Here is an 18,638-nt window from a genome sequence, read left to right as displayed (position 1 = left end):
GAGACTTGACTTTACACTAGTAGCCACACTGCTGTGCTTTTTTCTGAATAGAAATTAATTCGTATTTTCCATCCCATTCTGTGTTGTACAATCAAAAAACTGCAATAAATGAAACGTCGTTCCTTTTTTAAAACAACCGCCCTTGGTGGTTCTGTGGTGGCTTTAAGTGGTGTAACTGCTTGTGTTCAGGAAACAAATACGCCTGCCGAAGTTGATCTGGCTTCATTCGATCTGAATGAAACATCGGCATTGGAGCTTCAGCAAAAAATGGAGTCCGGAGAACTGACAGCCGAAAGTATCTGTAAAAAATACCTCGATCGTATCGCCTTGGTCGATCCGCATTTAAAGTCGGTAATCGAACTAAATCCCGATGCTTTGGAAATTGCCAAAAAGCTGGATGAGGAACGAAAAAACGGATCAGTTCGCGGTCCTTTGCATGGCATTCCGATAATGATAAAAGACAATATCGACACCGGCGATAAAATGCAAACCACTGCCGGATCGCTAGGTCTGGAGGGAAATGTTGTTGAAAAGGATGCATTTATTGTAAAAAAATTACGCGATGCCGGAGCTGTGTTGCTGGGAAAAACCAACCTCAGTGAATGGGCGAATTTCCGTTCTACTAACTCTTCAAGTGGTTGGAGCGGACGAGGCGGGCAGGTACGAAATCCCTTCTGTCTCGATCGTAGTCCGTGTGGTTCAAGTTCAGGAACCGGGGCCGCTGTTTCGGGGAATCTTTGCACGATTGGTATAGGAACTGAAACCAATGGTTCTATTGTTTGTCCGTCAGGGATTAATGGTGTTGTAGGTATTAAACCAACGTTGGGGACTTGGAGTCGACAGGGAATTATTCCCATTGCGCACAGTCAAGATACAGCCGGACCGATGTGCCGCAATGTTACTGATGCGGCAATTTTATTAGGTGCTTTGGCCGAATTCGATCCGAACGATGCTGAAACGCATTTGGAACAAGGTAAAATTTACGATGATTATACTTCTTTTCTAAAGTCGGATGGATTAAAAGGGAAGCGAATTGGGATTGCTTCGCAAATGATTCCATCGCATGAGAAGTTAAAGGGATTGTTGAAAGATGCCGTTCAGGCGATGCAGAATAGCGGGGCAGAGTTGGTCAAGGATTTGAAATTTGAAACAAACAGGAAATGGGGAAACCCTTCTTACGAAGTGCTGTTATACGAATTTAAAGCCGACCTGAATAAATATTTGGAGGAACATCCATCTGCCCCAAGAAAATCGCTGGCAGAACTGATTGAGTTTAACAATGCCAATGCCGACAAAGAGATGCCGTGGTTCGGGCAGGAGATTTTTGAAGCGGCACAGGAAAAGGGTGATTTGAATTCGGAAGAGTACTTGCAAGCGTTGGAAGATTCAAAACGTTATGCAGGAAAAGAAGGAATAGATGCCTTGATGGATGCTCACAATCTGGATGCGATAATAGCACCGACAAACGGCCCGACATGGAGTATCGATTGGGTAAATGGCGACAGTTTTACCGGAGGCAGTTCGTCACCTGCAGCAATTTCAGGCTATCCGAATATTACGGTGCCCATGGGATTTGTTGAAGGTTTGCCGATTGGACTTTCATTCTTCGGTCGCGCCTGGAGCGAACCTGTTTTACTTGAAATTGCCTATGCCTTTGAACAAGCCACCCAACATAGGAAAGCTCCGGATTTCAAAAAATCGTTAATGGGATAAAACTCTTCTACCTAATTGTTGTTTAAGAAACCTGCATTGGATATCAGCAATCAATTTTAGCGAATAGTATTCTTTGCACAGTCTTTTAAGGCGGTGATACAATGTAGTTGAGTCTATTTGATTTTTGAGGATTTTTGTAAAATAGAAAGTACAAAAATCCTGAAAAATCTCAGGTATTCTTTTTGTTTTTACCACCGCTCTAAAGAACGGTGCAAAAATTATTTTGAATAGGTTCTGAATTCATCGAAAGAAATCTCGCAAAAAATTTTGCGTTATCTTTGCAGCAAATTTACAGGTATGAAGGAGCGATTATTCGGGAAAACATTAGGGGAACTGCAGGAGTTGGTTGTAGAGCTGGGATTGCCAAAATTCACTGCAAAACAAATAACAGATTGGCTGTATAAAAAGCAGATCAGTTCGATTGAGGAGATGACAAACCTCTCGAAAAAAGCCCGTGAATTGCTGGATGAGCGCTTCGAATTTGGCTTAACACCTTATACAAAAGTAAGTGCCAGTATTGATGGTACGCGAAAATACCTGTTCCCGACAATCCAGAATAAATTTATCGAAACCGCGATGATTCCTGAACGCGACCGTAAAACGGTTTGTGTGAGTTCGCAAGTGGGCTGTAAAATGGGGTGCCTGTTTTGTTTTACCGCCAAACAAGGTTTTCAGGGGCAACTTTCTGCCGGCGAGATCATCAACCAGATTAAAAGTATCGACGAAGTTGAAGAGGTGAGCAACATTGTTTACATGGGAATGGGCGAACCTTTTGATAACCTGGAAGAAGTTCTTAAAAGCCTTGAAATCCTTACTTCGGAATGGGGATTTGCAATGAGTCCGCGACGGATAACTGTTTCAACAATTGGTATCATTCCCGGAATGTTGACTTTCCTGGAAAAAAGCGAGGCGCACCTTGCAGTGAGTTTGCACACTCCTTTCCACGAAGAACGCCAGAAAATTATGCCGGTTCAGGTGGCTTATCCGATTGAGGAAGTGGTTGAAGAAATTAAAAGCTGGGACTTTGGGCGTCAGCGCCGTGTGTCGTTCGAGTACATTTTGTTTGAAGATCTAAATGACTCACAGAAGCATGTGGATGAGTTGGCCCGCTTACTAAGTGGTTTAAAATGCCGCATTAACCTGATTCGCTTTCATCCGGTGCCCGGAACACCGCTTAAAAGTCCGGGAGAAGCAACCATTCAGCGTTTTAAAGATGGCCTCAATAAAAAGGGAATTCTTACCACTGTTCGTGCGTCGCGTGGCGAAGATATTTATGCTGCCTGTGGTTTGCTGTCTACCAAGGAGTTGGTGAAGTAGACTTTGGGCTATTATACTGGGATATTTTTGAGCAAACACGCAACTTTAACAGAGAATACTCCATCATAAAAGAAACAACATTTACAATGAAACGAGCAAAATTGATACTTGTCTTTTTTGTGGCGAGTCTGCTATTTAGTGCCTGTGATGATGACTGTAATTGCGACAGTAAACTTGTTGGACAGTGGGAGGTTGATGATTTTATGTCTGTTGAATCGGCTGTCTACCCCAAAGATGATAATTACAATCCGCTTATTGAGTTTAATGGTGACGGGAGTTACAATATAGCATTGGATGTAAATATCTGTGGAGGTGATTATTCTTTGAATTCAACTGATAGTATCAGCATTTCCGGGGCGGGTTGCACAAAGATTTGTTGCGATAGTGAATTTTCAAAGAAAATTGCGACAATGCTACCTCAGGTTTCTGCCTATACAGTTGACGGAGATGAACTCCGCTTGTCGGTTGACGGGTGGGGATGGATGAATTTAACCCGAGTGTCAGAGTAATTCTGCCAGGCTAAATTTCTCCTTTAGTTGCACGCCTTTTTCTGTTTCCTGTACCGAAGCACATTCCGTATAGTAGTCGTGCTCGAAAAATAAAATGTAGTTATTTTCAGCAGCTTCTTTCAAAAATTTTCCTTTCTCTTCCATAACCTGCGCCGGATCAAGATCGTAAGCTGAAATCCACAGCAAAGGAATGTTTGCGGCAGTAGTAAACAGATCTGATGTATAAACAAAAGAGTGTTTTTCGGTGTGAAGGATAGGTAGCATTTGTCCCGGCGTGTGACCATCGAACATCCTAATTTCAAAACCAGGAAGAAATTGACCTTCTTCTTCAATCAATTGTAATTTTCCCGAATCCATCATAAAATCCAGCACCGGGCGATTAAATGCTGCCCGTTCGCGGGGATTCGAAATTTTAGCATGTTCCCACTGCTCTTTGCTGCTCCATAATGTTGCATTCGGAAAGGCAAGCTCCAGTTTCCCGTCAACATTTTTAACGGCTCCGGTGCAATGATCCCAGTGCAGATGCGTAAAAAATACATCGGTAATATCTGCGGCTGAATAACCGTTTTCTGTTAGTGATTTTTCCAGTTCGTAAACCGAAGTTACTCCATTGTTTCGGAGGTGTTTCTCGGGGTAGTGATTTCCAATTCCGGCTTCAATCAATATTTTTCGATCATCGATTTCAACCAGCAGGCAACGTAATGTAAGCTGGGTGAAATTATCGTCGTTGCATGGGTAGACTTTGTTCCACAATATTTTTGGAATGGCGCCAAACAAGGCTCCTCCATCGCAATGAAAATGACCGGCTGATACTGGAATAAGCTTCATATAAATAATTTGAAGTCGGAAGTTGAGACCACGAAGTTTTCGCTGCAGTTCCTTTTCCAACTTTGTTATACGCTGTAAAAGTAAATGAATTTAATGGGGCACAAGACCGTGGCGTTGCTGAAAAGTTGAATCTAACGAAAAGTTCATAACGTGGTCAACTACGCCGGTATAATCTTTTATCCCCGATTTTATATTGTTGTGTTTTAAGTAGGCATCGTTGATTTTCGACGCCGTTTTGTCCATGGTTGCGTTGCGTAGTTTTCTCCAATGTTCGCTTATTTTATTAATGTCGGACTGTACTTCCGGAGAGATTTCGGCAACTAGTTTTTTATACTCTTTCAATCCTCGGGCCTGCCTGAAAAAATGGAATGAAATAAACAACTTCGCCGAATACCGAATTTGTTGCGACGAGCTATTGGTGCAAATCAACCACGAGTAAAAATTGGCTTCGGCTTCACCGGTAACACCCAGTTGATGGGCTTTTTCGTGTGCCAGAACAAATGGATATTCGATGGGTAAAACCATTTTATTTACATGAACTTCGTTAAAAAATGGACCGAAATAACCGGTGATTCCTGATTTTGAATAGAATTCGCTAAACGTAATTTTTTTGTCGGGGCGTTTTCCCATCGGGTAATCGAACTGTAAAACCGGTGCCAATTGTTGATACGATTCTTCTATAATTCGGTCGATTTTAGTTTTGTCGATGGTGTCAAAATCGCAATGTAATTCGTTCAATTCTGCAATGTACTGATGAATAAATTGCACAAACTCCTCTGTATCGGGTTCCCTGTCTTTTATTCCAAGCCGGTCGGGTAACGATAATCTAAAATAGTTGAATCCCCAAAGCACATAAAACAGGATATATATTGAGGCAAGAATGTTGAGCAAAAATTTTCCTGCAGCTTTCCATCTTGTTCTTTTTCTATAAATCTGAACAAGCAGAACTACAGGTGTTAAAATCAACACTGCGTAAAAAATATCATCAAGCGAAAAGGGAAAAACAAAAGAAAGGTTCGAAAGTAGCGATGCGATATAAGGATAGAGTCCCCGAGCGTACCAGGTTTCAACAAGGCCGGGGTGCTGGCGCAGGAAAACTGTAAGTACAAAAATTACTCCCGCCAACGCCGGAAGAACAAGCCATTTGTATTTTGTATTTATTCGCAATTTTTTGTGTAAAGATACAAGACTAAATTAAAGATTTTTTGGCGTGCGATTTCTTCCCGATTTGTGCAAGGTCGTTACAGGTGTAAAATATGTATAGGTATTTTGGCATTCGGAGAGGAGTTGATGCGACTAAAATTTATTTTTACTTACAATTCGAATTCTTTTTGGCAGAAAATTGTTCATTATAAAATACATTTGTTATAATTGTTTTCAATTTAAAATCAAAAAACTTTATAATGATTAAGGCATATTCTTTTTTGCTGATGGTTGGGGGACTGTTAGCGGGTTTAAATGGATTTTGTGAAGGAAAAGACGGAAAAGCAATGGAAGTTCATAAACGTGCAATAACAATTGATACACATTGCGATACGCCAATGGCGCTGTTAGAAGGCGGTCTGGATGTGGGTAAATCAAACGAATCGCCGGGTAGCCGCGTTGATTTTCCGAGGATGGAAGAAGGTGGATTGGATGCCATCTTTTTTGCAGCTTTTACCAGCCAGCGTCCGCGCACCGAAGAGAATACGCAAAATGCCTACGAAATGGCAAATAAAATGATCGAGAAAACATACGAGGTATGTGAAAAATATAATAACATGGCCGAGGTTGCCACCGATCCCGAAGATGTTGTTCGCCTTGAAAAAGATGGGAAACGTGCTATTTACATTGGTATGGAAAACGGATTTCCGTTGGGTCAGGAACTCGACCGCGTTGAGGAGTTTTACAATAAAGGAGTTCGTTATATAACGCTTTGTCACTCGTCGAATAATGACGTTTGCGACTCTTCAACTGATAAAAATGGACCGGAATTCAATGGATTAAGCCCTTTCGGAAAACAGGTGGTGAAAGAAATGAATCGCCTGGGGATGTTGATCGATGTGTCGCATATTTCTGACAAATCGTTTTACGATGTGGTAGAACTGAGTAAGGTGCCTGTTTTTGCTTCGCACTCGAGTGTGCGTGCTATTGCACATCATAACCGAAACATGACCGATGATATGATTAAAGCACTGGCCAAAAATGGCGGCGTAATCCAAATTTGTCTGCTCGACGACTACATTAAAGATCCTGACACTACTACTGTTCGTTATCAAAAAGAACAGGAAATAAGAAAGATTTTCAATACCCGCTTTGCAAAAATGAGCGAAGCTGAACAGGCAGAAGTTCGCAAACAATGGCGCGAACTGGATGAGAAATATCCAAAACAATTGCCAACTGTTGCCGATTGTGTAGATCATATCGACCATGTGAAAAACCTGGTAGGAATTGATTACGTAGGAATCGGTTCGGACTTTGACGGCGGTGGCGGACTGGCCGATTGTGCCGATGTTAGCCAGATGCCAAACATTACTGCCGAAATGCTTAAGCGTGGTTATACTGAAGAGGAAATCGCCAAAGTTTGGGGAGGAAACTTTTTGAGGGTCTTTAAATCCGTGCAAAATTTCGATTAAATGCAATGATTTATTGTTAATAATTTCTTTAAAATTTTAGTTTTGCGTCCTTAATTTGACGCAACTGTCGAGTTGGGGTGTTTGTTTACCGAATCCCTTGTCTGAAGTTGCAGATAGGAGTATATAGGAGTGAATAAATCCTTGATTTTCGGTGGTTAAATGTAATCAGTACCAGACATTTAGAATAGTTGTCGTAACGATAATTATATTCATAACGTATTTTAGAGCCAGTTCAGCTGAAAATGCATCTGGAATTCTCTGCTCTAATTTATCTGGGTTACCTTTTATTAATGTATCAAGAACTTCGGATAATTTCAAAATTGATTCGGTTGGAGGATTATCTTATCCGGAAAATATTATTGTTCCTGCCGAATTCAATTCTTGCTCGCGGGCCATATCGTCAGGCTTAAAAATACAGGATCCCGATGGGAAAATCTTGTCGTTAACCTGGGAAATGTCAGGTGCAACAACCGACTATTCATCAGCTTTTGGAGTGAATCAACTCGAAAGTTACGTTTTCCAGGTTGGAGAAACCATGGTCGTTTATCGCGGGATGAATAAAAATGGCAGGGAGATTAACTGTTCTTTTACAGTGTTGGTAACCGATAATAATGCTCCACGCTTAATCCGGTCGCCGGGTAATCTGCAGGTGAGTAACAGTAAAGGCGAATGTGGTGCAAAAGTGTTTTGGACATCACTTGAGGCAAGCGATAATTGTGTTCCAAAAGATAAGATAACAATCAATGGGAATTATTCTTCGGGCGAATATTTTCCAATAGGAACAACAATAGTTAGTTACGAGATAAGCGATGGAAGAAATGTTGCACACCATAATTTCCGGGTAACCGTAACAGATGATGAAAGCCCTGTTATAATGGCCCCCGAACCTTTTACGACCCGATGTGGTGAGGCTGTTCCTGATGCCTTCACCACTTGGGAGCAATTTGAACAGGCAGGCGGAAATGTTACTGATAATTGCGAACCCGATTACAGTAGTTTTAAATATCTTGGCCAAATAAGCAGTAGAATTTTTTGTCCTTATACCGTAACGCGTTTTTATGAAATCAGCGACATTAATGGAAATATTAGCCGAACGGAGCATTACATCAATGTTGTTGGAAGCGAAGTTGATCGGGAAATCAATACGGAGCAAACAAAGTCTGAGGGAGTGCTAAAATCAGGAGCTGCTAATGCAAATGTTTCAATAATCCCTGTAAATATTGTTGATGTTTCCTGCTATGGCGGAAATGATGGCAGCATTGATTTAGATACGAGTTCAACAAATGGAGGGATAACCGCTATTCAATGGTCACATGGACCAACAACTTTAGATGTTTCAGGTTTATCGGCCGGTACTTACACTGTTCAGGTTACGGATGCTGACGGTACTGTTTTGCAGAATTTTACCATTGATCAGCCCGGAGAGTTAACGCTAAGTGCTGTGGCTGTTGATGTTAGTTGTAATGGTGGTAATGATGGAGCTGCTGATGTAATGGTTAGCGGAGGAACCCCTCCTTATTCTTATTTGTGGAGTAACGGAGCTACCATTAAAAATCCGAATGCTTTAATTGCCGGCAGCTATAACCTCACTGTTACCGATGCAAATGGATGTAATGCATCGGCTGCTGTAACCGTTGACGAGCCTTCAGTTTTAACCGCAGGTGCTGTTGTGTCTGATGTTAGTTGCCACGGAGCAAATGACGGCTCGGTTACTCTTTCGGTAAATGGTGGTATCCCACCCTATAGCTATTTATGGAATAATGGAAGTACCGACAAAGATGCCACGGGGCTCTCTGCGGGTTCCTTTTCGGTAACTATTACCGATTCCAAAGGTTGTACAACTGATGTTTCTGCAATAGTAAACGAGCCGTTGGTTTTGTCCGCTTCCGCAACTTCGGTAAATGTTAGTTGTAATGGAGGCAGCAATGGTTCGGTAAGTTTAAGCGTGAATGGAGGAACTCCTCCCTATTCGTATTTATGGAATAACGGGAGTACAAATAAAGATCTGACTTCGCTGGTTGCCGGTAATTACAGCGTTACAATTTCCGATTCGAAAGGGTGCCAGGCAAGTGCCACTGCAATGATTCGCGAACCATCAGCATTATCCATTTCAACAGCTGTTAGCGACGTGAGCTGTTATGGCGGTACTGATGGTTCAATAAATCTGACAGTGAATGGCGGAACCTTGCCTTATGCGTATTTGTGGAATACGGGCAACAGTGCTGAAGATTTGAACGGACTTGCAGCAAACACGTTTGCGGTAACCGTAACCGATGGGAACGGTTGTGTTGCATCAACCAGTGCAGCAGTTACTGAGCCGGATGAATTAAATGCCTTGGTTTCATCAACAAACATTTCGTGTAACGGGGCTGACGATGGAAGCATAACCGTTTCTTCGGCATCAGGAGGCTTGGGTAACTATGAATATCGTTTAAACAGTGGAAACTGGCAGACGAGTGGTGACTTCTCTGGATTGCCTGCAGCATCATATTCAGTACAAATCAGGGATGCTGATAATCCAGCTTGCCTGGTAAATCTTGGAGATGTCAGCCTTTCAGAACCAGAACCGATAACTGCTCCAATGTTAACCGGCGATGCAACTATATGTTACAATTCTGCGCCAGGGGAAGTTTCTGCCAGTCCTGCGGGTGGCGGGAATAATGTTTTTTCTTACCAGTGGCAACAAAGCACCGATGGAACTAGCTGGAGTAATGCCGGCGAGTCCGGATTAAGTTACTCCCCGCCGGTTTTAACCGCCACTACTTATTATCGCCTCGAGGCAACCGACGCCGGGAGTCCTTCGTGTGGAACGGTTTACAGTGATACAATTGAAATTAAAGTTGTTGACGACGAGAAACCAACATTTACGGTTCCGGGTGTTGTTACCGTTTATGCCGTTAGTGACTGTTCGCCACCCGATATTTCCTCCTCAATTTTGGGAACACCTACCGGAATTCAGGACAATTGCTCGGCATTAGCCGAAATTACAGTTGAATACAATGATGATCCCACATATTATTCAACCGGGAGCTGTAATGATTACATTATTCATCGAACCTGGACGGTACGGGATTTAATGGGAAATGAGGCTACTGCTATTCAGAAAATTACAGTTGTCGACAATCAGGTTCCTACACTAAATGTTCCCGAAGATGCTACCATTGAATGTCACGAAGATAGCAGCCCCGCCAATACCGGACAGGCAACTGCAACCGATAATTGCGACGAAAGTGCATCGCTTGTTATTACTTATTCCGATTCGGAAGTAGCCGGAAATTGTTATGGGAGAAAAGTAATAACAAGAACGTGGACGGCTACCGATTGTAAAGGGAATTCATGGTCCGATGATCAAACCATAACCGTTGAAGACAATACTCCACCCGTTATCAATTGTCCGTCAGATATGAATGTAGCCACTCCTGATGATATTCCTTTACCCAGTGAAATTGTTGTTACAGCTACTGATAATTGTGGAGCGCCTGTAAGAGTTGAATTTGTTGATGAAGAATACACCGGTTTGGAAGATGGTACCGGGTTTTGCCCCAAAACGGTAACAAAATACTACGAGGCAACCGATTCGTGTGGGAATAAATCAACCTGTAGTTTTGTAATTTATGTTGATGATGTTAGCGATTGTTATATCTGTCAGGGCGATGTACAAACCCATTATGTTGATTTAAGCGACCAGCCTAGTGGTTCTGTGGAGTTAACTAATATACGCAGAGACGAAGAAGGAGTTTGCTGCGATTTTAAAAGTAAAAAGAACATGCGATGCACATCTTTTAATATTGAGTTGGATGATGCTGCTGTTGGTGTTACTATATTGGTTGATGGAGCATTGCCTAATTCAAAAGACTACCGGATCAATTGTTTTGATATCGATCCGATTGACCATGTGGTTTGTATTCCCGGCGACGATATTCAAAAGTCAGAATTTTACAACTTTGTGTATTGTAAGGAAGGAAATAACGCTAACGATTTTACTTTTATTTCAGTGCCGGGTGCTGTTGCTACCGGAGACTTAACTACTCGTGTTGATTGCAGCGGAGAGATAGAGATTGAGGGAGTAACAGAAAGTTCTGTTTACTTTACCGATTTATCAGGTAATGGTTATGAGCGTTTTCTCGATCCTCCTTCCGGAAGCCTGAATCCTACTTTCACCCCTGATTCTACTGCTCCCGCTATTGTGCGTTACGAAGTATGTGGAAATATTGCGGATGAGGGATCGGTTTGTGCCGGAGGTACTGACTGCGATGTTGTGGAAATAGTTGTACTTCCAAAAATCGAAATCGACTTTAATATCGATCCGCAGGCAGTTTGTAAGAATGATCCGCCAATCATCGATGTTACAATTCATCCGGCGCCGTCAGGTTCTTACACCTACGAATATTATTGGTACAACGGTTACGATGCGCAGGGTACGCCGCTAAATGCTGTTTCAACTTCAAGTTATCAGCCCTCAACAACAGGGCCGTATTCCTTAAAAGTAATCGAGACTAAAACTGGTGTAATCTGCAATGAAGCCATCCGTAATTTCGATTGGGAATATGATTATACGCCCTACAATGTGTTTGCGCCTGGAAATGATTTGACGATTGAATGTGCCGACTATGATCCTCAGGACATTATAGATTGGTTGAAATTGGCCTATGTTGAAGATGAATTTGGAAATTTGCTTCCCGACAATGTGACGAACAACTTTGCCGGAATCACACAGGCTTGCGGAGAAGTTGTACCAGTGGTTTTTAGTGCATCTGATGATTGTGGAAACCTGGGAACCGATACAGCATTTATTTATGTGAATGATAATGCCAACCCTGTAATTGATACCGAAGCCACTGTTGGAACGGCAGAATGTACCGGCTCCAATCCCAATGAAAATCCTGCCTACATAGCCTGGCTGGCAAATCATGGGAATGCTTCTGCTTCCGATCTTTGCGACGATAACTTAACATGGTCAGCCGATACTGCTACCGCAACATGGAGCAACGATCCGGCAAATAACGAGATTACCGTTACATTTACTGTTACCGATGATTGCGATAACAACGAACAAACATCGGCAACATTTACCATTAGCGATACACAAGCACCTTCAATCATTTGTCCGGGGAATGTTAGCGATACGGCTTCGTTTAATTTCTGCGCCAAAACATTGGGTGCAGTTACAGATCCTACTATGGACGATAATTGTTCGGTCCCCGCCTTGACCTATACACGTGTTTTTCCCGATGGTACCAGCGACTCGGGCAATGGTACCGTTACCGGATTGTCCTTCCCGGTTGGTGTTACCACTGTTAGTTACTTGGCAACTGATGCCGCAGGACTTACTGCCGATTGTTCTTTTCAGGTTCGTATCGTTGATGTTACACCTCCCGGGATCGGTGTTGGCTGCGGGGTGAGTGTGGAAGATACGGTAAGTGATAATTCCTGTTCAAAAATATCGGCGAAAATACCTGAGCCAACCTATTTTGATAATTGTTGGCCTAACGATTCGCTAACCATGGATTGGAGCATGACTGGTGCTACCTCGGGTAATGGTTCCGGACCGGTAACCGGCGAGTATTTTAATGTGGGACTGACAACAGTAAAATATATTGTTAGCGATCCGGATGGTAATGCTGATTCTTGTTTTTTTGATGTCCGTATCCACGATATTACACCACCCGGAATTAATATAACAGGGTGCGAAGATGTTGAGGAGATTGCAGATGCTGATAGTTGTTCCAAAGTGCCCGTTACCCTGTTGCCTCCCGATTATTTTGATAATTGTTGGCCCAATGATTCGTTGGAACTCACGTACCGAATCAATGGAGCAACATCCGAATCGGGCACCGGGTCGGTGGTGGGAAAACAATTTGATATCGGGGTTTCAACAGTTACCTATACAGTAACGGATCCTGACGGCAATAAAGACTCCTGCTGGTTCGATGTAAGGATCATTCACAATATTATCCGGCCGTCAAATTACACTTGTCCCCAGGCAATTGTAACGGCAACCGCAGAAGTGGGTGAGTGTGGTGCAAATCTTACACTGGGTCAGCTAACTTATGTCGATCCGTGTAACGAAATCGATTCAGTTTGGAATAACTCGCTTTTCCGAACCTCGGCTTCCGATGCCAGCGGATTTTATCCTGTTGGAACCACGCATTTTAACTGGTATATTACCGACATATCCGGAAATATAGATAGTTGTGAAGTAGCTGTGACAGTTGAAGACCTCCCGCCGTCCATTTCCTGTCCGGGAGATTATCTTTTTGATGCTGACCTAAACCGGGATTTTGCAAGCGGAAAAACCATTGCTTTGCCAACTTTCAGCGATAACTGCCCCGACTCAGTTTTAACGTGGGAAATGATTCGTCCCGATGGAACAATTGTGAATTCTTCCGCATTCGGAATCAATTTTATCCCTGACAACGATACATTTTTAGTTGATACTACTACCATAACTTATACTATTGCCGACAGAAATGGAAATAAGGAGAGTTGTTCGTTTTTGGTAATTGTGCGTGCCCGACCTGAGATTGACTGTCCTTCGGATACTACTATTAATCTGGATGGCACAGAAAATAATTGCGAGGCAACTTTTGATCCCGGTGTTCCTTATTTAGTTCAGGGAGTACCGCCAATTGAGTGGACGTATACGGTTATTTTTGCTGATGGACGACCGGATCTTACAGGTAATTATTCAAGTCCGGCACCCGGAACTGCAACTCCTTTGGGCGACATTGACTTTCCCGCGGGTGTTAATATGATATCGTGGCGGGCAGAAAATGCTTCCGGTTTCGATACTTGTTCTCACCGGGTAGTAGTAATTGATACCATACCTCCGGATTTTACAACACAACCATACGAGAATTGTGTTGATCCGATTCAATGGGCGATTTATAATCCGTCAAATCCAAATCCTGTTTACGGTGTAAATCCTAATATTGAAAAAAGTCCAAGCCCCGATTACAGGCTGTTTGAAATTGGAGATACGTCGTTGGATCTTTTATTGCTTGAAGATAACTGTTGCGATTCGGTTGATATGACTGTTCATTGGCGAATCGAGTTTTCAGCTACACCGGATCCGTTAAATCCAACCGGGCCATATTTAACACATCCCGATATCGAAGGAACCGGGCAACCATCGACCTATATTCATCCAATAACAGGGTTTGCAAACGATATAAATCTTTGGGGCGATGGTGTGTTTTTTACCGAAGTTGTTCATCGTATTTATTATTGGGTCGAAGATTGCAACGGAAACATGTCGGAAACAAGAGAGGAAGAAATTAAGATTACACCACGTCCTGAAATCATAAAAAATAACTATTGAATCCCTGTAAATATGAGTGATGTGTAGCCTGCTCGCTTGATTTTTAATTTTCCAATAACTATGTTTAGAATGTTTTATTGTTTGTTTTTTGCATTCCATTGGAGTTATTAACAATTCCCAATGTGGGACTATTAACAAGGAAAATTTCAAAATCCCTGAATTCGTTAGGGGTTTGTGAATATCTTTTTGTACAGCATATCGTTGCATTTGTTAATAAAATGTCGTAGTTTGCCATAGTTGTAAAGAGAAAATTTGTATCGTCATTAAAAGAATTGTTGTACTAGGGATATTTGTCTTGCTAATATCGCTCAGATGTGGTGCACAACAAGATCCTATTTTTACCTCATATATGTATAATGGCCAGATTATTAACCCGGCATATGCAGGTATTTGGGAAAAAATTGGTTTTACCACATTAGTAAGAAAACAGTGGGCCGGGATTAACCGCTCGCCTCTGACTGAATACATTTCATTTCACTCACCTTTAAAAAACGAAGCTGTTGGTGTTGGTCTTAACATCATGAACGACCGTTTTGGTTTAGAACAGCGATTAACAATACTAGGCGATTATGCCTACGAGGTATACCTGTCGCGCCGTACCCGCATGCGAATGGGAGTGAAATTCGGCTTTACCAACTACAAAAATCCGCTTACCGAATACGAATTATATCCCGACGGAGAGTACGACAGGGCTTTTGATGAAGATGTAGATTTAAAATTTCTGCCGAATTTCGGTTTCGGACTATTTATTTACCAGGATTATTTTTATGCAGGATTCTCTATTCCAAAGATCGTTGAGAACGATTTGAAAGAGAATTTCCACAACTATTCTACCAGTGCCGAGGTGCGCACCATTTACTTGAATGGTGGCTATGTACTTCCGCTCGATCCGTTTAACTATTTTGTTTTTAAACCCACTTTGCTGGTAAAAGCAACCTGGGGAACGCCTTTACAAGTTGATGCTGCCGCAAATTTTATGATTCGCGAAAGCTTATGGCTTGGTGTACTTTTTCGTACAGGGGGGGCAGTGTGTTTTACAGGCAACTGGATGTTCGCTAACAAGTTTAGAGTAGGATTTGCAATGGATATTACAACAAACGATATATATCCATATCAGAACGGAACCTTTGAATTTACGTTTGGTTTTGATGTGGACTTTTTTGGACGAAGTTATTTAAGATCAAGATATTTTTGATGATACAGATGAAATTTTTAACAGAGTGTTTTATACCCAAAAAACAATACGAGATGAGAACTAATAGAAGTATGCTAACCGGAAAGTAGAACAGTAAAGGTTCAAAATCCGGACACGTATAAGATCCAAAAAATTTAGGATAGGTGTAAAATAACACCAATTCTGAATTAGATGCTTGGTAACTGCTATACAAATGGGTAGCAGGTGTGTTGATGAGACTCATGAAATTGTTTAATTGTTTGAGTGGCAGAAACTTTACGTAACCGGACTTTAAGAATAGCATTAATAGTAGTGGCTGTTATGGCTGGAATTATGGACGCTAAATCTGTAAGTTGGGAATTCTCTGTGCCTGAGTTAAAGGAAAATATCGAAGCCGCAGAGTTGTTGCCTGTACATGGTAATGGAATTACTATGAATGGCGACAGGGTTACGTATGCTTCTTTTATCAACGATACCACAGCTTTAATTTGTCCCGAAAATATTACATCATATACCGACCTGAACTCGTGTGTAGCGGTAATCAGTGCAGGTTTAGAAATTGAAGATCCCAACCAGATAATATCATCCCTTACCTGGGAAATGACAGGGGCAACAGAAGCTTCGTCAAACAGTTCCGGCGTTAATCAGCTTAACAGTTATTCTTTCAATGAGGGAACAACAGTAATTACTTACCGCGGTGCAACTCATTACAACAACTCAATTTATTGCACCTTTACTGTTACGGTTTCTGATAACCAGGTTCCACGCCTGGAAAACCCTCAGGAAGATATAACTGTCAGGGCTGATGCTGGCGACTGTTATGCATTTGTCGACTGGCCCGATCCTGTGGTAAGCGATAACTGTGCCAGCCCCAGCCAGATACTGATAACCGGAAGTCATGAGCCGGGCACTTCTTTCCCCGTGGGAACAACCGAGGTAAGTTACTCCATTAACGACGGTATTGAATACAACAATTTGGAGTACAGCTTTACCGTTACAGTGGTTGACGAAGAGGTTCCTGAAATTTTTGCTCCGCACGACATTACGCTTAACTGTGGCGATGCGATACCCGATGCGTTTACCAACTGGCAACAATTTTACGATGCCGGCGGAATGGCATTTGATAATTGTAATATCGATCAAAGTAGCTTTAAGTATCAAGGACAGCAGAGTTCAGGAATTCGTTGCCCTTATACCATTACCCGAACCTACAGTATTGCTGATGCTGATGGAAATTTGGCAGAAGTAGAGCATTTGATTTATGTGGGTGAGGAAGCGGAAGAAGAGCAGCAGGAAGCGCCGGTGGTTTTGAAATCGGGTATGGCTGAGTGTACTGCCAGCTCAGGAAACTGGAGTGATGCTTCAATATGGAGTTGTGGACATGTGCCAACTTCTGTAGATAATGTTTCTATTTCTGATACAGTTACGGTAACGATTGACGTAGCTGCAGAGTGTGATGATATTACATTAGCAGGAACGTTGAACCACAGCGGTGCTACTTCTTTAAACGTAAATGGCGACTGGATCAATGATGGTACCTACTCCGGAGGAAGTGGTATAGTAGAATTTACTGGATCAACAAGTGCTACTATTAGTGGTGATTCAGCTACAACGTTTAATGAGTTCATTTTGAATAAAGGATCAGATGTGACGACTGATTTGAATGTTCAAAGTGATATCACCATTACCGATTTGACTTTCAATAATGGAGTCCTTGATATTGAAAGTTCGACAACACATATTACAGATATTGTAAATGCAAATAATACGATTCCGTCAACATCCGGCTTGAGAGTGTCGGGTGGAATATTAACAACCGGTTATTATTCAATTATAAATGAAGGATTAATCGAAGTAACATCGGGAGGTGCAACTTTTGGAACAGGCATTGGAAATAGAGTACATACCCAAATTGATGGCGCTTTTATTGTTTCTGGAGGAACGGTTAATATTACTGGTAGACTTGAAAATACCGCAGGAGGAACCTTGGCAGGTTATCCATCTGGGATTAATATTAGTGGTGGAATAATAACATTAGCAACTGCTGGAAATAATGAAAGTGGAACTGGATCTTTAGATGTTACTACCAACGGCGCTTTTAATTTCACAGGAGGGACTATTGTTTTCCAAAATCCTAGTACAGCGGGATCTGCTCTAGATTTAGGAGTAATTGATGGAACTGGTAATGGTGCAAAAACAACAATTGGGGGAACCTTCCAATTTGGAAACGGGTCAACACCTGCCAGTTCTACCTTTACTATTTCGAGTGAGATTCCGCTTGATCGTATTACTTCCTCCACTAATGCAGACTTGGTTTTAGGGGGTGATCTTACGGTTAATGATTTATCGCTTAACAGTGCAACTTCAATTAACTTAAATGGAAATTCATTAAGACAAACCATTTCTGGCATCGGGACTTATTCTTTCCCGCTTGATGATGGTTCAGGAAACGATGTTTCAGTTGACATCACGATAATCTCCGTAAGTTCTTCCGGGGTTGATCCGTTTATCGAAATTATGACAACCGATGTAAAATACAGCGATAACGCAAGCAGCACGAACTTCCTGTCGCGTTATTGGACTATTACTTTTAATGACCTGACAGTTAACTACTCGCTTTCGGCCAATTACTCATCTGCTGATATTGCTGGAACAGAGTCGGAAATTGCAGCCGGAGTTTGGAGCGGAAGCACTCCGTGGATTAAAGGTGATGCTGCAAGTGGCAATACAATTTCTGCTACTGGATTATCCGGCGACGGGACAATTATTCTTTCAGGAATTACCCTGGATGCACCAACCGTTGAAATAAATGGTGGAGTGGCAAACGAAGAAATTTGCGATGGAGCTTCGGTATTACTAACAGCCGTTCCTACAGGAGATCCCGGGTGGATCTATTCCTGGTCTTCGACTCCTGTCGGATTTAGTGCTTCAAGTTCATCTGTTTCAGTAAGTCCAACTTCAACAACAACGTACACAGTTGTGGTTACCGATGGAAACGGTTTTACTGCGAGTGATTATGTTGATGTGGTTGTTGATCCGACCAGTGTAGGAGGAACAGCTAGTGCTGACCAGACGATTTGTGAGAACAGTAGTCCATCGGATTTGACACTTACCGGTTATACGGGAACAATCCAGTGGCAATGGTCACCTGACGGAACATC

At 42.2% G+C, this 18,638-nt stretch carries 9 protein-coding genes; 7 read left to right on the top strand and 2 right to left on the bottom strand.

Features of this window, described 5'->3' with window-relative positions; genetic code table 11:
- The first annotated feature begins 108 nt into the window (after nt 1-108).
- The 3 genes from QZ576_RS10760 to QZ576_RS10750 all read left to right on the top strand — a co-directional run bounded on the left by QZ576_RS10760 (nt 109) and on the right by QZ576_RS10750 (nt 3,539).
- Nucleotides 109-1,713 (top strand): amidase, encoded by a 1,605-nt coding sequence (locus QZ576_RS10760; protein WP_297096956.1) that lies wholly within the window; start codon nt 109-111, stop codon nt 1,711-1,713.
- A gap of 297 nt (nt 1,714-2,010) precedes the next feature.
- Nucleotides 2,011-3,030: a 23S rRNA (adenine(2503)-C(2))-methyltransferase RlmN gene (rlmN, locus tag QZ576_RS10755; RefSeq protein ID WP_297096954.1), complete on the top strand. Its 1,020-nt coding sequence runs from the start codon at nt 2,011-2,013 to the stop codon at nt 3,028-3,030.
- Between the two features lie 86 nt (nt 3,031-3,116).
- Nucleotides 3,117-3,539, top strand: coding sequence for an META domain-containing protein (locus QZ576_RS10750; RefSeq protein ID WP_297096952.1), 423 nt, complete (start codon nt 3,117-3,119; stop codon nt 3,537-3,539).
- On the opposite strand, the gene QZ576_RS10745 is transcribed toward QZ576_RS10750, so the two are convergent.
- Together QZ576_RS10745 and QZ576_RS10740 are read right to left on the bottom strand one after the other, a co-directional pair.
- Nucleotides 3,531-4,367 carry an MBL fold metallo-hydrolase gene (locus QZ576_RS10745; protein WP_297096951.1) on the bottom strand — a complete coding sequence of 279 codons (837 nt, stop codon included), beginning with the start codon at nt 4,365-4,367 and terminating at the stop codon, nt 3,531-3,533. The genes QZ576_RS10750 and QZ576_RS10745 overlap by 9 nt on opposite strands.
- Nucleotides 4,368-4,457: 90 nt before the next feature.
- Nucleotides 4,458-5,534 carry a DUF3810 domain-containing protein gene (locus QZ576_RS10740; RefSeq protein WP_297096949.1) on the bottom strand — a complete coding sequence of 359 codons (1,077 nt, stop codon included), beginning with the start codon at nt 5,532-5,534 and terminating at the stop codon, nt 4,458-4,460.
- A 236-nt stretch (nt 5,535-5,770) separates the two neighbouring features.
- Between QZ576_RS10740 and QZ576_RS10735 the strand changes: the two genes are divergently transcribed.
- The 4 genes from QZ576_RS10735 to QZ576_RS10720 form a co-directional block, all read left to right on the top strand.
- Complete coding sequence (locus QZ576_RS10735; RefSeq protein ID WP_297096946.1) at nt 5,771-6,982, top strand: dipeptidase; 1,212 nt, start codon at nt 5,771-5,773, stop codon at nt 6,980-6,982.
- 436 nt (nt 6,983-7,418) lie between these two features.
- Complete coding sequence (locus tag QZ576_RS10730) at nt 7,419-14,303, top strand: HYR domain-containing protein (RefSeq protein WP_297096944.1); 6,885 nt, start codon at nt 7,419-7,421, stop codon at nt 14,301-14,303.
- Nucleotides 14,304-14,553: 250 nt separating this feature from the next.
- Nucleotides 14,554-15,498, top strand: a complete 945-nt coding sequence (locus tag QZ576_RS10725; RefSeq protein ID WP_367270484.1) for a type IX secretion system membrane protein PorP/SprF — start codon at nt 14,554-14,556, stop codon at nt 15,496-15,498.
- 243 nt (nt 15,499-15,741) lie between these two features.
- Nucleotides 15,742-18,638, top strand: a 2,897-nt coding sequence (locus QZ576_RS10720) for an HYR domain-containing protein (protein ID WP_297096942.1), incomplete at its 3' end; no start/stop codon positions are given.

The sequence above is a fragment of the uncultured Draconibacterium sp. genome, assembly GCF_913060805.1.
Classification (GTDB): Bacteria; Bacteroidota; Bacteroidia; order Bacteroidales; family Prolixibacteraceae; genus Draconibacterium.
Note: the sequence above shows the minus strand (reverse complement) of the source record. Positions and strands in the feature narration are given on the sequence as shown.